21 protein-coding genes and 2 pseudogenes are annotated in these 14,099 nt (G+C 63.5%); 12 read left to right on the plus strand and 11 right to left on the minus strand.

What is annotated here, in order from left to right; translation table 11 throughout:
• Positions 1–71: 71 nt before the first annotated feature.
• The gene (locus DH10_RS32960; protein ID WP_192257791.1) at positions 72–485 is read right to left on the minus strand and encodes an HD domain-containing protein; all 414 of its coding nucleotides are present in this window, start codon (positions 483–485) and stop codon (positions 72–74) included.
• A gap of 253 nt (positions 486–738) precedes the next feature.
• On the opposite strand from DH10_RS32960, the gene DH10_RS32965 reads away from it, so the two are divergent.
• Entirely contained in the window at positions 739–942 is a 204-nt protein-coding gene (locus DH10_RS32965) for a CsbD family protein (RefSeq protein ID WP_192257793.1), read from the plus strand.
• Between the two features lie 646 nt (positions 943–1,588).
• Here the strand turns inward: DH10_RS32965 and DH10_RS32970 are convergent.
• Positions 1,589–1,813, minus strand: coding sequence for a hypothetical protein (locus DH10_RS32970; RefSeq protein WP_192257795.1), 225 nt, complete (start codon positions 1,811–1,813; stop codon positions 1,589–1,591).
• Between the two features lie 273 nt (positions 1,814–2,086).
• Between DH10_RS32970 and DH10_RS32975 the strand changes: the two genes are divergently transcribed.
• Positions 2,087–2,599, plus strand: a complete 513-nt coding sequence (locus DH10_RS32975; protein WP_192257797.1) for a YciE/YciF ferroxidase family protein — start codon at positions 2,087–2,089, stop codon at positions 2,597–2,599.
• Between the two features lie 108 nt (positions 2,600–2,707).
• Complete coding sequence (locus DH10_RS32980) at positions 2,708–3,052, plus strand: low affinity iron permease family protein (protein ID WP_312891358.1); 345 nt, start codon at positions 2,708–2,710, stop codon at positions 3,050–3,052.
• A 6-nt stretch (positions 3,053–3,058) separates the two neighbouring features.
• Here the strand turns inward: DH10_RS32980 and DH10_RS32985 are convergent, their stop codons facing one another.
• Complete coding sequence (locus tag DH10_RS32985) at positions 3,059–3,448, minus strand: low affinity iron permease family protein (RefSeq protein ID WP_192257801.1); 390 nt, start codon at positions 3,446–3,448, stop codon at positions 3,059–3,061.
• A 153-nt stretch (positions 3,449–3,601) separates the two neighbouring features.
• Between DH10_RS32985 and DH10_RS32990 the strand changes: the two genes are divergently transcribed.
• Positions 3,602–3,811 (plus strand): hypothetical protein, encoded by a 210-nt coding sequence (locus tag DH10_RS32990; RefSeq protein ID WP_192257803.1) that lies wholly within the window; start codon positions 3,602–3,604, stop codon positions 3,809–3,811.
• A 70-nt stretch (positions 3,812–3,881) separates the two neighbouring features.
• Here the strand turns inward: DH10_RS32990 and DH10_RS32995 are convergent, their stop codons facing one another.
• From DH10_RS32995 to DH10_RS33005, 3 genes are all read right to left on the minus strand, one after another.
• Positions 3,882–4,934, minus strand: a complete 1,053-nt coding sequence (locus tag DH10_RS32995; protein ID WP_192257806.1) for a YihY/virulence factor BrkB family protein — start codon at positions 4,932–4,934, stop codon at positions 3,882–3,884.
• 412 nt (positions 4,935–5,346) lie between these two features.
• Entirely contained in the window at positions 5,347–5,694 is a 348-nt protein-coding gene (locus DH10_RS33000) for a hypothetical protein (protein WP_246506711.1), read from the minus strand.
• A gap of 15 nt (positions 5,695–5,709) precedes the next feature.
• Entirely contained in the window at positions 5,710–6,699 is a 990-nt protein-coding gene (locus tag DH10_RS33005) for an SDR family oxidoreductase (protein WP_192257808.1), read from the minus strand.
• 563 nt (positions 6,700–7,262) lie between these two features.
• Here DH10_RS33005 and DH10_RS33010 point away from each other — a divergent pair.
• Positions 7,263–7,565, plus strand: coding sequence for a DUF982 domain-containing protein (locus DH10_RS33010; protein WP_192257810.1), 303 nt, complete (start codon positions 7,263–7,265; stop codon positions 7,563–7,565).
• 9 nt (positions 7,566–7,574) lie between these two features.
• Here DH10_RS33010 and DH10_RS33015 read toward each other — a convergent pair whose 3' ends face one another.
• Positions 7,575–8,294 (minus strand): Crp/Fnr family transcriptional regulator, encoded by a 720-nt coding sequence (locus DH10_RS33015; protein WP_192257812.1) that lies wholly within the window; start codon positions 8,292–8,294, stop codon positions 7,575–7,577.
• 351 nt (positions 8,295–8,645) lie between these two features.
• Between DH10_RS33015 and DH10_RS33020 the strand changes: the two genes are divergently transcribed.
• Positions 8,646–9,557, plus strand: coding sequence for an alpha/beta fold hydrolase (locus tag DH10_RS33020; RefSeq protein ID WP_192257814.1), 912 nt, complete (start codon positions 8,646–8,648; stop codon positions 9,555–9,557).
• Here the strand turns inward: DH10_RS33020 and DH10_RS33025 are convergent.
• Positions 9,535–9,768, minus strand: a complete 234-nt coding sequence (locus DH10_RS33025; RefSeq protein ID WP_192257816.1) for a hypothetical protein — start codon at positions 9,766–9,768, stop codon at positions 9,535–9,537. The two genes, DH10_RS33020 and DH10_RS33025, sit on opposite strands and share 23 nt — an antisense overlap.
• Before the next feature lie 534 nt (positions 9,769–10,302).
• Here DH10_RS33025 and DH10_RS33030 point away from each other — a divergent pair.
• The 6 genes and pseudogenes from DH10_RS33030 (at position 10,303) to DH10_RS38385 (ending at position 11,938) form a co-directional block, all read left to right on the plus strand.
• A complete protein-coding gene (locus tag DH10_RS33030; RefSeq protein WP_192385800.1) occupies positions 10,303–10,653 on the plus strand; it encodes a hypothetical protein in 351 nt (116 codons plus the stop codon).
• 25 nt (positions 10,654–10,678) lie between these two features.
• On the plus strand, positions 10,679–10,888 hold the full coding sequence (locus DH10_RS33035) for a hypothetical protein (RefSeq protein ID WP_192257863.1): 210 nt from the start codon (positions 10,679–10,681) through the stop codon (positions 10,886–10,888).
• Between the two features lie 34 nt (positions 10,889–10,922).
• Positions 10,923–11,108, plus strand: a pseudogene (locus tag DH10_RS38375) (hypothetical protein); the annotation flags it as partial.
• A 31-nt stretch (positions 11,109–11,139) separates the two neighbouring features.
• Entirely contained in the window at positions 11,140–11,457 is a 318-nt protein-coding gene (locus DH10_RS33040; protein WP_192257820.1) for a plasmid stabilization protein, read from the plus strand.
• An 80-nt stretch (positions 11,458–11,537) separates the two neighbouring features.
• Positions 11,538–11,705, plus strand: a pseudogene (locus DH10_RS38380) (DUF5071 domain-containing protein); the annotation flags it as partial.
• On the plus strand, positions 11,663–11,938 hold the full coding sequence (locus tag DH10_RS38385) for a DUF5071 domain-containing protein (protein WP_192257857.1): 276 nt from the start codon (positions 11,663–11,665) through the stop codon (positions 11,936–11,938). The pseudogene DH10_RS38380 and the gene DH10_RS38385, both read left to right, overlap by 43 nt.
• A 60-nt stretch (positions 11,939–11,998) precedes the next feature.
• Here DH10_RS38385 and DH10_RS33055 read toward each other — a convergent pair whose 3' ends face one another.
• The 3 genes from DH10_RS33055 to DH10_RS33065 form a co-directional block, all read right to left on the minus strand.
• Complete coding sequence (locus DH10_RS33055; protein ID WP_192257822.1) at positions 11,999–12,574, minus strand: hypothetical protein; 576 nt, start codon at positions 12,572–12,574, stop codon at positions 11,999–12,001.
• Positions 12,575–12,705: 131 nt separating this feature from the next.
• The gene (locus DH10_RS33060) at positions 12,706–13,041 is read right to left on the minus strand and encodes a hypothetical protein (RefSeq protein WP_192257824.1); all 336 of its coding nucleotides are present in this window, start codon (positions 13,039–13,041) and stop codon (positions 12,706–12,708) included.
• Positions 13,042–13,130: 89 nt separating this feature from the next.
• On the minus strand, positions 13,131–14,099 hold a 969-nt coding region (locus DH10_RS33065; protein ID WP_192385801.1), incomplete at its 5' end, for an EAL domain-containing protein.

Genomic DNA, 14,099 nt, shown 5'->3' on the forward strand with positions numbered 1-14,099 from the left:
GCCGCCACCGGTTTTGCCCCGGTTACTTATCGAGGCCGTTGGCCGCGCAGCGGATGTCCCGGACGCGACGCCTATGCGTCGGCTTTCAATCCATCGAGCAAGTAGAGCCCGATCTCGTATTTCGCCGGCGAAACGCCTGCCTGGTGCGCCTGCCAAAGATTATCCTTGAGGTCCGCCTCCTTGACCGGCAGCGCGAGTTCGTTGGACGCCGCACGGCAGATGAAGTCCTGCTCGCTTTCGTCCATTCTTCTCGTCAGTGCGTCGACGGCCGCGACGACCGCAAAGCCGAAGCCAGCCGCCTCGAGCCGATCGAGCGTCCACCCCTCGCCTTTCTCGACCACGTCATGCAGGTAGGCGACGGTTTTCTGATCCAGCGTTTCGACCGCGTCGGCGACGCGTCTCAGATGTTCGACATAGGGGCGACCGGTCTTGTCTTTCTGGCCGCGATGGGCCTCCTCAGCGATCTTCGCCGCCTGGTAAAGCATGATCTCTCTCGATCTCTCAAATTTTGGAAGCCCGCCCCGGCGTGGATATCCGAGGCGGGCTGGATCGGGCTCTGGATACCCAGTCCATCAGCGCGCCTTTCGCTGGGGTGTGGGGACTGCGCGCCGTGAAGAAAAACATCAATAGCGTCTAAATGTTCCCTCGCCATGTCGCGTTTCCAGCGTCGGCCGGAAACAGGAACCTCCGGGCAGTGCCGCCGTTAGCTCGTTGTGCAAAAACGAAGGAGATCACACCATGGATTGGAACCGCATTGAAGGGAATTGGAAGCAAGTGAAGGGCAAGGTCAAGGAACAGTGGGGCAAGCTCACAGACGACGACCTCGACCGTATCGCCGGCAAGCGCGACCAGCTCGAAGGCAAGATCCAGGAGCGCTACGGCATCGAGAAGGATCGCGTCCGCCGTGAGATCGACGACTGGGCGCGCCGGCAGGGTTGGTAGACGGTTTCCACCGTCGACGAAGAGGGACTGTGTGGTACGACACAACCCCTTTTCCAGCTCGCAATCGACATATTGATGCCGATACGAACATTGCTTTGCCCGCAGCGCGAAAAGCCCGAAATTTGGATTTGTGAACAATGGTGCTATATTAGCTGACTAAATGATTCATGGCACGGTGAATCGATGGCCAAGAAGAAATCGAGACCGGCCCTGTCGGCCATAGCGACAGCCTCCCGGTCGGAGGCTACCGAGGCAGTTTATTTTGCCCGCAAGTGCGGTCTTACCCCCGAAGAAGCGCTGCGGATCATGCGCGAGGCGCATGAGGCATCGGGGTCCAAGGTTCCGGACAGCGGAAAGCGGAAGCGCTAGCCCTCGCCAGCGCTTGGATGAGGCGCTCATCGCTCCCGACAGAATACATTCATCTGCGCGCCTAGGCCCTCGGTCACCATTACCCGGTGCCCCCGGCCGCGACTATGGTCGCTCGACCCGCTTCTCAATCGGAAGGCAGTCTCGCAGAAGGACGCCGATGTTTAGCTGCTCGCGCACCGGCTGGCGAAGGATGCGGACATCTCGGAGGACGAGGCTCGCGAGTTGATCAGGCTGATCGGAACCGACTGGCCTTCGCTGCTGCGCGAGGCGCGGTTCCTCAAAGATCGGCGCTGAGCCGGCCGCGCGCCGGCGACCGATTTTCGCGATTCTTCGCGAGTTCCTTCAACGCCTTGAGAAAGATCGGCGCTGCCAGATCGCATTTATGCTTGGACGGTCCATTGGTATGGATGACGATCTCGGCCTGCTTCAGCGTCAGGCCGTGCTTTTGGGCGAATTCGAGCGGTTCATAGGCCTGCTCCCAACCTGGGCCTGTCTTCAACATCGTGATGGTTTCCTCCCGCGATCGATCGATACGTGAGGCAACGCATTCGACTCCATAAGGTTTCAATGGCTTGCAAGGCCGGCCACGCTTTCCCCAAGCGCCAGCAACTCTGGCTATGTGAGCGCTGATCTCACATCCTCAGCCCGCACCGAGCGCCAAAAACGATGTCAATAACAAATGATCGTTTTCGGCTTTGTCATCGCTGAAATTCTTTCTGGAACAAGTCGTTTCAGGCCGAGTTGAGGCTGACCAACCCATCAGGAGATCCAAGGTATGGCAACGACCAAATCAGCCTCGAAGAAAGGCCTGAACGAACTTTTCCACGACACGCTGAAGGACATCTATTTCGCCGAGAAGAAGATTCTCGCGACGCTTCCCAAGATGGCCAAGGCGGCGCAAAGCGACGACCTGAAGGCTGCTTTCGAAAAGCATCGCGACCAGACCGAGGAACATGTCGCGCGGCTCGAGGAAGTGTTCGAGGTGATCGACAAGAAGCCGGTCGGCAAGACCTGCGCCGCGATCATGGGCATCACCGAGGAGGGTGCCGAGATCATGGAGGAATACAAGGGCTCGCCCTCCCTCGACGCCGGCCTGCTGGCGGCGGCCCAGGCGGTCGAGCACTACGAGATCTCGCGCTATGGCACGCTCAGGACCTGGGCCTCTGAACTCGGGCTTACCGAGGCGGTCAACCTACTCGACAAGACCCTCGGCGAGGAGAAGGAGACCGACGCCGCGCTCACCGAACTTGCCGAATCCGCCGTCAACGTCGCTGCCGAGGCGGCGTAGCGGAAGGTAGGAGCTTCCCTCAATCCCCTCCTTCCTCGAGCCCTGGCGATATTTCACCGGGGCTCGTAACACCGCTCAGATCGGCATATGGAAAAGACATTCAATCGAATGGCGGAGGCCGTCGCGCACGCCACCGGCAGGCCGTGGGCTTTTGCCCTTTGCCTGGCGTCCGTCGTTCTCTGGGCGGCGACCGGGCCGGTCTTCCACTACTCGGAAACGTGGCAGCTCGTCATCAACACTGGCACCACGATCATCACCTTCCTGATGGTGTTCCTGATCCAGAACACGCAAAACCGCGACGGGGCCGCCATCCAGGCAAAACTCGACGAGTTGATCCGCGCAGGCCACGCCAAGAACGACTTCATCGGCATCGAGCATCTCACCGAGGCCGAGGTGGAAGAGTTCCGCGCCCGCTGCGCGGAAGCCAAGAAAAAACGGATGGCCGACGCCTAGGGGTGTTCACCGAATTGCGGATGGCGTTTGCGCATTCCGCCTGCTCCCGGACGCAGGCCCGGAAGCGCGCACGCCCGCGACAGCGGCGGCACGCGTTTCGATATTTTCCCGCTCCTCGTTTATGGCCTCCGGCGATTCATGCTCGAGGCCGACGACCTCATTACGAGCAGCCTCCAGCGCAACGATGATCTCGTTGAGCTTGGCCTGCATGGCGGCCGTGTCGCGCGCGTTCTGGATCAGCACGACGCCGGTGAGCGCCAATGCCGAGATCGAGACGATGTAGGTGCCGAGAGAGGCGCTGGCGACGACGGCACAAGTCAGCGCAGCCGTCAGCAGGACATAAAACCCCGGCGGTTTGGAAAAAAACCCGGCAAGGAAATAAAGCGGTCGATGCATGAAACCCTGTCACTCCGCGGCGCCAAGGCCTGCGCCTTTTGCAAAGCGCAGGCCCGACCGGACGTATCCGCCGGCCGGCAGCTACCTTGGAGGGACACTGCGGAGATGGAACTTCAGTCGAGGCTAATTGTTCCATCTGCAAAGGGGGTTAGGATGACCAGACCGGCGCTGCATCTGCTCAAGGGCATAGGTTATCTTGTCTCGACGGTCAGCGTGGCCTTGCTGGCCGCCGTCAGTTGGTCGAGCGCATCCCAAAGCCCGGTGCTGATTGCCTGCCTGCTCGGCGGCGCCGCGACATCGATCGTCGGCATGTTCTGCCGCTGGCTCTCCTACGAAATCGAAAAGCGTCAGGAGGAGCGCTAGGGTCGGTCTCGCGGCGAACGGAATTCGGGCGCGTCGCCCGCCTTCTTGGTTCGCGGCACGGAGCAGAGACTTAAGGTCTGCGGCGCCGGACCTGCGTGATAAGCAGCGTGATCAAGCTGCTGATGACGATCCAGATCCCGACTTCGCCGGCCGATGTTGCGGCTCGCCGCGCCGCAACGTCCGCCGCCGGGACGCTCTCGGCGACCGTGGACCTGACGGCCGCTTCCGGCTGCTCCCGTCCTTTCCCGGTGTTGGCGGCCATCACCGGCGCGAGATCCTGCCGGCTGCCGCGCCGCACCGAATAAGCGCGGGTGATCTCGGCGCCGAAGAGGAAGATCTGGGCCGAGTAGTAGACCCAGACCAGCACCACCATCAGCGCGCCGGCGGCGCCATAGGAAGTCGCGATGGCGCTGGTGCCGATGTACCAGCCGATCAGCGACTTGCCGATGGTGAACAGCAGCGCGGTGACGATAGAGCCGACGCCGACGTCGCGCCATTTGAGCCTGCGGTCCGGCAGGACTTTGTAGATCGCGGCGAAGAGCAGCGCGATCAGCACGAAGGAGACGACGGTATTGATCGCGCTCACGGTCAGCTCGCCGAAAGGCACGTGCTGGTTGATGTATTCGCCCAGCGCCGAGATCGCCGTGCTTGCCGCGAGCGACACCAGAAGCAGAAAGCCGAGCGCGGCCACCAGACCGAGGCTCGCCGCCCGCGCCCGCACAAGGCGCGAAAGCGAAATGCCATTGGGCCTGACCTTCCAGATCTCATTCAGCGACTGCTGCATCTCGCCGAAGACGCCGGAGGCGGTGACGAGGAGAGTGACTAGCCCGATAATGGCGGCCAGCGTGCTCGACCCGCGATGCGAGGCGGTCTCGATCGTTGCCTTGAGGAGGTCGGCGCTCTGCGGGCCCATCACGCCCGCGAATTCTGCCGAAAGCGCGAGCTGCGCGGCGTCGTTGCCGATGACGATACCCGCGATCGCCAAGACGATCAGAACGATCGGCGCCAGCGAGGTCGCGGCGTAGAAGGCCATCGCCGCGCCATGGCTCAGCGCATTGTCGTCGAGATAACCGGTGACGCCCTCTTTCAGCAGAACCCAGGCTTCCCGGAACCAGCGCGGCATGTTCTCACCGTCTATTTCCAACGGGAGATGCAGGTTCGGATAGTGGACGTTCTGCCATGCGCGGTCGCCCGAATTAGGCGGGCCGGGTGGGACAAGAGCTCGACTGCCATTTCGTTGGCCAGGGTGTGAAGCCGGAGAAACCAAACCCTGTTCTCTTTACCACCAGGTCCGGCTAACGCGGCCCGCTGAGGTCAATTCGGCGCGAGCCCGATTGTTCCGTGGGGGCCGAACCGGAAGACTTCGACACTGATTGGAGACAAAGCTGGGAGCGTTCGTTCCACGCCCAGGGATCACAAAAACCCGCCCCGGCGGGGAGAAGCCGGGGCGACAGTCGTGGGAGTAGCTCGGTGTCCCGGGGACTACACCTCGTCAACTCGCGCGGATTGGAAAGGTTTCACGCGAGGCCGATTTTCTACTTCGGCGTCTGCGGCGGGACTTCGCCCGGCTTGATCACTGGCATCTGGCTGGTGTTGGACGGCGGCACGGTGGCGTTCTTGTCGCCGGTGGGCGGAGGCTTCAGCACACCGCCGCAAGGCGCCAGGCTGGCGGAAAGGTTGTTGGACTGATCATCGGCCTGGGCTTTCGGCTGCTCGCCGTTCTGCTTCGGCGTCGCATTGTCGTCCGGCTTGACCTGGCAGTCCTCGATCTTCGGATTCTGCGGCTGGGTCTGGGCCGCGGCAGTCATTCCCAACATCGGGCCCGACATCAGGACAATGGCGAAGCCAAGAAGTGGGGCGAAGCCAAGAAGTGCTTTCTTCATTGGATCCTCCTGGGTTCAGTAACCCCCGATGATCGGCAGGATCTCGCCGGTGATGTAGCTCGAGCACTGCGGCGAGGCCAAAAACACATAGGCCGGGGCGATCTCCTCCGGCTGGGCGGGCCGCTTCATCGGCGTTTTGGCGCCGAATTGGGCAACGTCCTCGGCCTTCTTCTCCGACGGGTTGAGCGGCGTCCACACCGGACCGGGCGCCACCGCATTGACGCGAATCCCTTTGCCGATGAGGTTGCCGGAAAGCGCCCGGGTGAAGGCGTGGATGCCGCCCTTGGTCATCGAATAGTCGACCAGTTCCTTCGAACCCTCGATGCCGGTGACGGAGCCGGTGTTGATGATCGCCGAGCCTGGCTTCATGTGCGGCATGGCTTCCTGCGCCATGTGGAAATAGCCATAGAGATTGGTCTTCAGCGTAGTGTCGAAATGCTGCTCCGTGAGGTCGGCGAAATCGGCTGAATGCACCTGGAAGGCGGCGTTGTTGACCAGCACGTCGAGGCGGCCGAGCTTCTTAACCGTCTGCTCGACCGCCTTGCGGCAGAAGGCCCGCCTGGCGACGTCGCCGCGAAGCGTGACGCAGCGCCTGCCTTCCGCCTCGACCGCCGCTTTCGTCGCCTTGGCGTCGCGATCCTCACTGAGGTAGACGATTGCGACGTCAGCACCTTCGCGCCCGAAGAGCACGGCGACAGCGCGGCCGATGCCGGAATCGCCACCGGTGATCAGCGCCACCTTGCCGGCCAGCTTGCCCGAGCCCTGCCAGAACGGCGCGTCATAGAGCGGCGCCGGCTCGATCGCCCATTCCTCGCCGGGTTTCGGATGGTGCCGCTTCGGGAAGGGCGGCACCGGATATTGCCTAGCGCCCGCCTGCATGGCGCCTTGCGATCCGGATTTGCCGTTCGACCTGGCGCGGTCGGTGGCGTCGGCCTGGCGCTGCACGCTCCGCTGCCGGCTCACCGTCTTCGAGCTATCGGTTTTCGATCGGGCGCCGGTCGGCATTCGTCATCTCCTTCCACATTCGTCATCACCTTCCAATAGACAACGCACGCCGGTGGAAAAGGTTGGCTTTCCTCGGGTCGGCCGCCATGAAGCAGCATGGCGCCCAGTACATCAAAGTTAAATGCCGACGGTCGTCACAGGTGCTATGCGGTTGCGAGTTGGGGGGACTCTCCAGGAGGTGAGTTCCGTGGACTTTCGAAATCTGATCGGCAAGCTATCGGCCGCATTTCTGCGCCAGCGTGCCGCGCCAACCGGCCCTTTCAGGCCGATACGGGCCTCGCTCGCCGACGTGCCGTTAAGGCCGCGGCCGCGCCCACCGCATCGTCCGGCGCCGCCGATCCGGCCAGCAAGCAATATGTAGCCCGCCCTGCGCCTGCCCTGGCCGATCAATGCAACCGGCCGGCGGCATCTTCGTTTATGGCGATCCCGACCCTCGTGGAGGCAACATGAAATTCCTTCGGACAGACAATCCCCTTTTTATCCTGGCGGCGGCGGTGCTGACCGCGGCGCCGTTCGCCGGCCTCGCCTGGCGCGCGCATGAATGGTTCGGATGGTGACGGGCAATGAGCCGGTTCCTGCCGCTCACCATCCGCTTCGCCAATGGCGGCTCGATGGTGGTTTCCACGATCGCTGACGCGAAGAAGGCGCTGAACGGGGCATGGAAGGACAAAGAGGCGCCGGACTATCTCGCGGCGGCGCGGCTGGTGGACAACGCCATGGCAGGCATTTGCCGTCCGGCTGTAGCCTTCGCTGCGTTCAAAAAGGCCGCGGCCCGGCAAGGTCTGTTGAAACCGGCCGATCCCAGCGCCGCGCTCACCATGCTCGACCAGCTTTGGTCGCGCGACCGCAAGAAGCCGCCAGCCTGAAGCAGGCCCTCATCTCGGCTCGTTGCTCATGCTGAGATAGGTCGGGTCGAATTCCGCGATCCCGACGAGACGCGGCCAGTCGAGGATCGTGATCGTGTGGTTCACCCAGTTGATCACGTTCATGCGCCGCAGCGTGCCGATGACCCTGTTCATGTGCACGACCGAGAGGCCGAGCACATCGGCGAGCTCGGCTTGCGACAGCGGCAGATGGAAACTCATGTCCTGTGTCTTCTTCACGACCTGAAGCCTGACGAACAACTCGCAGATGAGATGGGCCAGATGCGAGGTCTTGGAACGGCGCCCCATGGCCACGATCCATTCGCGGTGGATGGCGCCGTCGACAAGCGTGTCCAGCCACAACAGCCTGGTGAGATGCGGCGCCTGCTCGGTTATCGCGCGCAGCTTGCTGTGCTCGGCCACGACGACATGGCAGGGCGAGAGCGCCATGATGCCATGGTCCATGGTCTTCAGGAGAAAGGCATGGAGGTCGACGAAATCGCCAGCCACCTGCAGCGAGGTGAACTGCCGCCCGCCATCCTCAAGCACTTTGTAGCGTGCGGCGAGCCCGTCGACGATCAGCGTGCTGACGGTCGGCCTCGATCCTTCCACGACGATATCCTCGCCGGTGACGAAATACTTCTCGACCGACATGGCGTCGGCCAGCAACGCCTTCTCGTTTTTGGAGAGAGCATCGTGCTGACCCAGGTTGAGATAAAGCGATTCCAGCATCCGGCCCGCCCTGTTGTGCATTCGCAATACCTAACGTTGGAGAGCCGGGCCGGTTGCAGTGGACAGGCGCAACGAGGCGCCGGCAAGCAAATTCACCCTGCCCACCAGCCCGTGGGAACTATGATCGCGCGCGCGGATTGAACGTCTAAGTTGCCGGAGATGCTCTCGATGGACCGCTTCTCACCGTCAAGGTGCGGAACGGCAAGAGAGACCCGATATTCAAGGCTTCCCTCACACTCGAGTCCACCTGGAGCAGAACATCGGAAGGCGCCATCCGAGAAAACCCTTTTCGGCCCGCAGCCGCGGCAACCATCCCCCGCCGTCCGCCGTTCCGCCTGCGGGAGGCCAGGCATGTTCGACGATTTCGAAAGCGCGCACATCGATACGGGCGAGGCACAGATATTCATTCGGGCGGCCGGCAGCGGCCCGGGGCTGCTCCTGCTGCATGGCTTTCCGGAAACGCATCTGATGTGGCGCGACGTGGCGCTGAAGCTCGCCAACCGATTCAGCGTCGTCTGCGCCGACCTGCGCGGCTACGGGAAAAGCTCCTGTCCGCCATCCTATCCGGACCATGCGCCTTACGCAAAGCGCGCCATGGCCGCCGACCTCGCGGCGCTGATGACGAAGCTCGGCTTTTCCCGCTTCATGGTTGCCGGCCACGATCGCGGCGGGCGCGTGGCCTATCGCTTGGCGCTGGACCATCCCGACCGCATCGAGAAGCTTGCCGTGCTCGACATCATACCCACCGCCGATGCCTGGGACCGGGCCGACGCCCGGCTGGCGCTGGGCTATTGGCCCTGGTCGCTGCTGGCGCAACCCGAGCCGCTGCCGGAGACGATCATGGCCGCAGCCGCGGAGGCGATCGTCGACAATGCGCTGGGAGGTTGGGGCTCCTCGCCCGCCGCCTTTCCCGCCGAGGTGCGGCAGGCTTACATGGAAGCCTTGCGCGATCCGGCCCATGTCCACGCCATCTGCGAGGAATACCGTGCGGCAGCGACGCTCGACCGCGAGCACGACCATGCGGACCAGGCAGCCGGCCGGCGCATCGGCTGCCCGGTGCTAGTGCTATGGAGCGGACATGGCGCGCTCGCCGAATGGTACGCACGAGAAGGCGGACCGCTGGCGCTGTGGCGGGAGTGGGCCGACAATGTCAGCGGCGGGCCGATGCCCGGCGGGCATTTCTTTCCCGAGGAGGCGCCGGCCGAGACCGCCGCCAGGCTCGGCGATTTTCTGCTGCCTGCTACAGGCCGTAGGCCAAGGTGAGATAGATCGCCGGCGCAACGATCAGGCAGAGCGCCATCACGATCACCACGCCATTGCCCAGGCGTTCGGCGCGCCTGGCGATGTCGGCGACGTCGTCATCATCAATGATGAATTCGAGGATCGAGGTGTCGGCGAGAGCGGAGAGGTGATTGTCGTTCGCAGGGTGGCTTTCAGCGTTTCGCTGCTTGGGCTTGGCAGAAAAAGAGGTCAAAACGTCGTCTCGCTTTCGAAACCGGCAACGCGGCTTCCTTATTCCGATGGTTTGGCTTTCGGGTTCCGACGGTCTTGGGTGCCCGCCGTTGCGCGGAATGGCGGACACCCAAAATGCCGCCGACGGAGGGGGTCCATCGACGACCGCTCACCAACTCGAAGCTTCCGCTTTGGTTGCCGCCGCCGGTCCAATGCGCGGGCTGCTCGGACTTCAGTCGCAGGAACGGTTCGGACCGTGGCCCCTCATTAAGCGCTGGACGGCGCTATCGGGTCGCGGACGCGGCCTCCGGGTACGGCGCTCTCCCGTGATTGGAACTTCTTCCCCTCCCCTCGGTTCCTCAGAAACACGCCGCGGCTCGCCGCCGCCCGGTCTGGGACGTTTCAACGGAGGCACCGATGTCCGTGCACACACTTCACCCCGATCGCGTCGACGAGACGCGCATGCATGCGTATTCGACTTTCGCTCCGCTGCTGATCCATTCGCTGACCCAAAGGCTGGCGCGCTGCCAGGGTATGAAGGAGCTGGACAAGATCGATGCTCTTGCGCCTCATCGAGGAAACCGTCGTCGCCGCGCCGGACGGCGAGGCGATGAAGGAGTTCGCGATCGAGCTTGTGGTGTCGACGCTGCGCAATGTGCGTGAACATCCCGACGCCAAGTACGACCTGGAAGAGATCGACGAACGCCGCACGGCGGGGCGCTCCGAGAACCCGGAGACGCTGGAAGAGCAGCTGCAGTCCGGCCTGGTGGACAGTTTCCCAGCCAGCGATCCGCCCGCGGTCGTCTCGACGGCCATCAGCGGCGGCGCGAAGGACATCGTCGGAACCGACGAGGCGCTGCGCCGCAAGAAGGAGGCGCGCCGCAAGCAGTCGGAAGCGGCGAGTTGACGGCAGGACAGCAAAGGAGACTGCGATGAACAGCAAAATCCCGCACCGACCAGGTGCTGCCGACGCACCGCCTTCGGGCAAGTTGCCGACCAAGGGCGGCGACGATCCGGATGTGCGGTTCCTGGCGGAGAACACCGACCTGTCGCCCATGCAGGCGAGCGAACTGATCCGCGAGCACGGGCATGATCGCGACAAGCTGCTGAGGATCGCACGCACCATGAAGGCCGAGGGCTGAGCCTTCTAGAAAGTGAGACAGGCATGAGCAACGCACCACGCCCGGGACGCCCCGGAACAACGAGCAATGGCCGCGCTGGGAGGGACCGAAGAAAAACCGTCCTCCCGGCTATCTGCCGCCGAAGGATGATCCCGACAAGAACCGCGACGCGGCTGGCGAGAACAACAAGGATCCGGAGCGGTCCGACCTCAGCGACGTCGCCAAGAAGAAGGGTTCTTGAGGATTTCACTCAGCGCAATAGGAGAAGAAAAATGCCACGCGGAGACAAATCGAAATACACCGACAAGCAGGAACGCAAGGCCGACCACATCGCCGAAGGCTATGAGAAGCGCGGCGTGTCCGAGAAGGAAGCCGAGCGGCGCGCCTGGGCGACCGTCAACAAGGACGATGCCGGCGGCAAGAAGGAAGGCGGCTCCGGCCGCGGCAAGCACACCGGCAATCCGGCGGCGCATAAGGGCGGCCGGATGGGCGGCAAGGCTTCCGGCGAACGCCCGGCTGCGCAGCGCTCGGCTTCAGCCAAGAAGGCGGCGGCCACGCGCAAGCGCAATGAGAGCCACGCGCATCATTGATGGACCTTTCCTCTTATCGGCTGCTAGAAACGCCAAGGGCACGAAAAGCGCCCATGGCGTTTTTCGCTAACGGTGAGGGGATGAGATCGTCCGAACAGGCTCTCCTGGCGCTTGTGCCCGTCGACAAGCTCGGCACGGACAGAGTCGGCGCGTTGAAAGAGTTGGGCTACCCTGCGATTGAACCAATCCTGCCTCAACTCCTCGAATGGCTGCAGGACATGAACTGGCCTGTCGCTCAAGAACTCCAGCCGGTGATCGCCGGCATCGGTGGCCTCTCGCCCCGTATCTACGTGAAATCCTGCGCGGCAACGACGACATCTGGATCTATTGGATACTTAACTGTGTCGTTGCTTACTCTCCGTCCCTCGCCGATAGCCTGCGGGACGAACTCGAACAATTGGCTGCAGCAGGATCATCGAAGGAGGGAGTGCGTGAACTTGCCCGCGATATCCTCGGCGGAAATTTCCATAAGCTTGACTAGGGGCACGCCCTCGATCCTAGGGTCTGCGTCGCGTCGCGTCGCTTCGCTCCTTGCTTCGCCCTAGGATGACGAAGACCCGCCGTACAGCCCAATCTCGTCCGACTGAAGCGAGGTGGCCACATCCTTGGGGATGCCGTCTAGGTGTTGCTCCAGCGCGGCGTCCAGCCTGTCGCTGCCTTGCGGATCGACGATTGCATTGACCAGCATATCGAGCGCAATGCCGAGCTGATCCAGGCCAAGCTGCCTTTCGATTTCGACGATCGCGGCGGGAGTCTGGCGTTTCAAGGCCTCGACGGCATTGCCGACGGCCGAACCGTAGGAAGTCACGGATTCGTAATCGCCCTGGTCGATGCCAAACTCCTTGCCTGCCCGCTCCATCAACCGCACTTTCGTCGCCGTGATGTTGAGGCTGTTGACGCTGAACGTGGATCGAGAGATTTCGGCTTGCGCCTGCATCATGGGCGCGCCGGCGCCGGAACCATCGGGTCCGGCGCCGCGATTGAGGCTCGCGACAAGACTGTCAGCAACCGATCTCGGCGGCGACGCCGGGCGTGGCTGCTGCAGGATCGGAAGGGCGGCGTTGTTCAGCGCGGGAGGTGAAGACATTGCTGCCCTTAACGGCACCCCGTCCGTCATGGAACGGGCGCCGGATAGTCGAGCCAAGACGTCATGCCTTGAGCAAAGCAAAAGCCGGTTCGGCAGGCAGTAGCCGAACAGTCCTAAGAATTTCCTGAGGCGCCACCGCTCAGCGGCTTCAGCGCCGATCGTCAGTCGTCGCCGCCGTCCCCGCCATCGTGGCCGCCGTCGCCCCCGTCGTGGCTGCCGCCGTCGTGATCGCCGCCCTGGTGATCGCCATCCTCGTCGTCACCCTGGTCGTCCTCATGCGAGCCCGACTCGACGCCGTCGCTGTCATGATCGGCCTCGTCATTCTCGGCGACATCGTGGTCGCCGTCATTGCCGGCGGTGGCGCCCTGGTCGTCATTGTCGTCCGGCAACGCCGCGGTCACCTGGCCGCCATGGTCCGAGCCCGCGAAGGACGGCTGCGCTGCAAGGATGCCGAGCAGGCCGATTGCGGTTGCCGCCAGCAAGGGAAGGTTCTTCATCTCGTCGCTCCGATCTTATTGCCGGTGCGGATCATTGCCTCGCCGGATTACGGCGCCCTTAAACGAGTGACTGCAATTTTAGCGGTTGCTTATTTGATACCGCCCATTCGGGCTTGCCGTCTTTCAAGCGGCGCCGCGCCACCGACCGCCCGCGCCACGACCACCTCGAGCGGCTCCGGCCTGTGCAGGAGATAGCCCTGGCCATGACCGATTCCCATGCCCATGAGGACCTCCAGCGCGCTGCCTTCCTCGATCTTCTCGGCCACCACCGCGGCCCCCATGCTGCGGGCGATGCCGGCGATCGCTGAGACGATCTCGCGGTCGAAGCGGCTGTCGGCGATGTGCTCGATGAAGGAGCCGTCGATCTTGATGGCGTCGATGGGAAAGCGCCGCAGATATTCGAATGAGCTCATGCCGGCGCCGAAGTCGTCGAGGCTGACGCGGCAATGACGCAGCCTGGCCTTGCGCACGAATTCTTCCGCCGCGGCGAAATTGGTGACGGCGGCGGTCTCGGTGATCTCGAAGCCGATGCCGGCGGGCGGAGCGCCGCTCTCGGCTATGGCCGCGTCGACGAAATCCCAAAGCTGCGGATCGGAGAGCGTCTGCGCTGACAGGTTGACGCCGAGCGAGATAGCGCCCGAAAGCATCGCCTTGCCATGGCGCGATAGCGCCCTGCGGATGATCCAGCGGTCGAGCCGAGCGGCTAGGCCGAAGCGTTCGGCCACCGGAATGAACTCGCCAGGCGGAATCAGCCTGCCGCTGCGCGCTTGGAGCCGCGCCAGCACCTCGACATGGCGGCTGTCTTCCCAGGGCCTGCCCAGGCGATGGATTTCCTGGCCGAAGAGCTTCAGCCTGCCGTCCTCCATGGCATCGACCAGATCGGCGGCGAGCCGCGCGGCATTGAGGCCGCCCGCTCCGGAAGCCGTTTCGGCCGAGAACACGGCGAAGCGGTCGCGCCCGCCGGCCTTGGCGGCGTAGCAGGCGTCGTCGGCACAGGCGAGCGCATCGGCCACCGTCGTCCTGGGATCGCGCACGAAAGCGATGCCGATGCTGGCCGC

The sequence above is a fragment of the Mesorhizobium silamurunense genome, from assembly GCF_014843825.1.
Taxonomy (GTDB): Bacteria; Pseudomonadota; Alphaproteobacteria; order Rhizobiales; family Rhizobiaceae; genus Mesorhizobium; species Mesorhizobium silamurunense.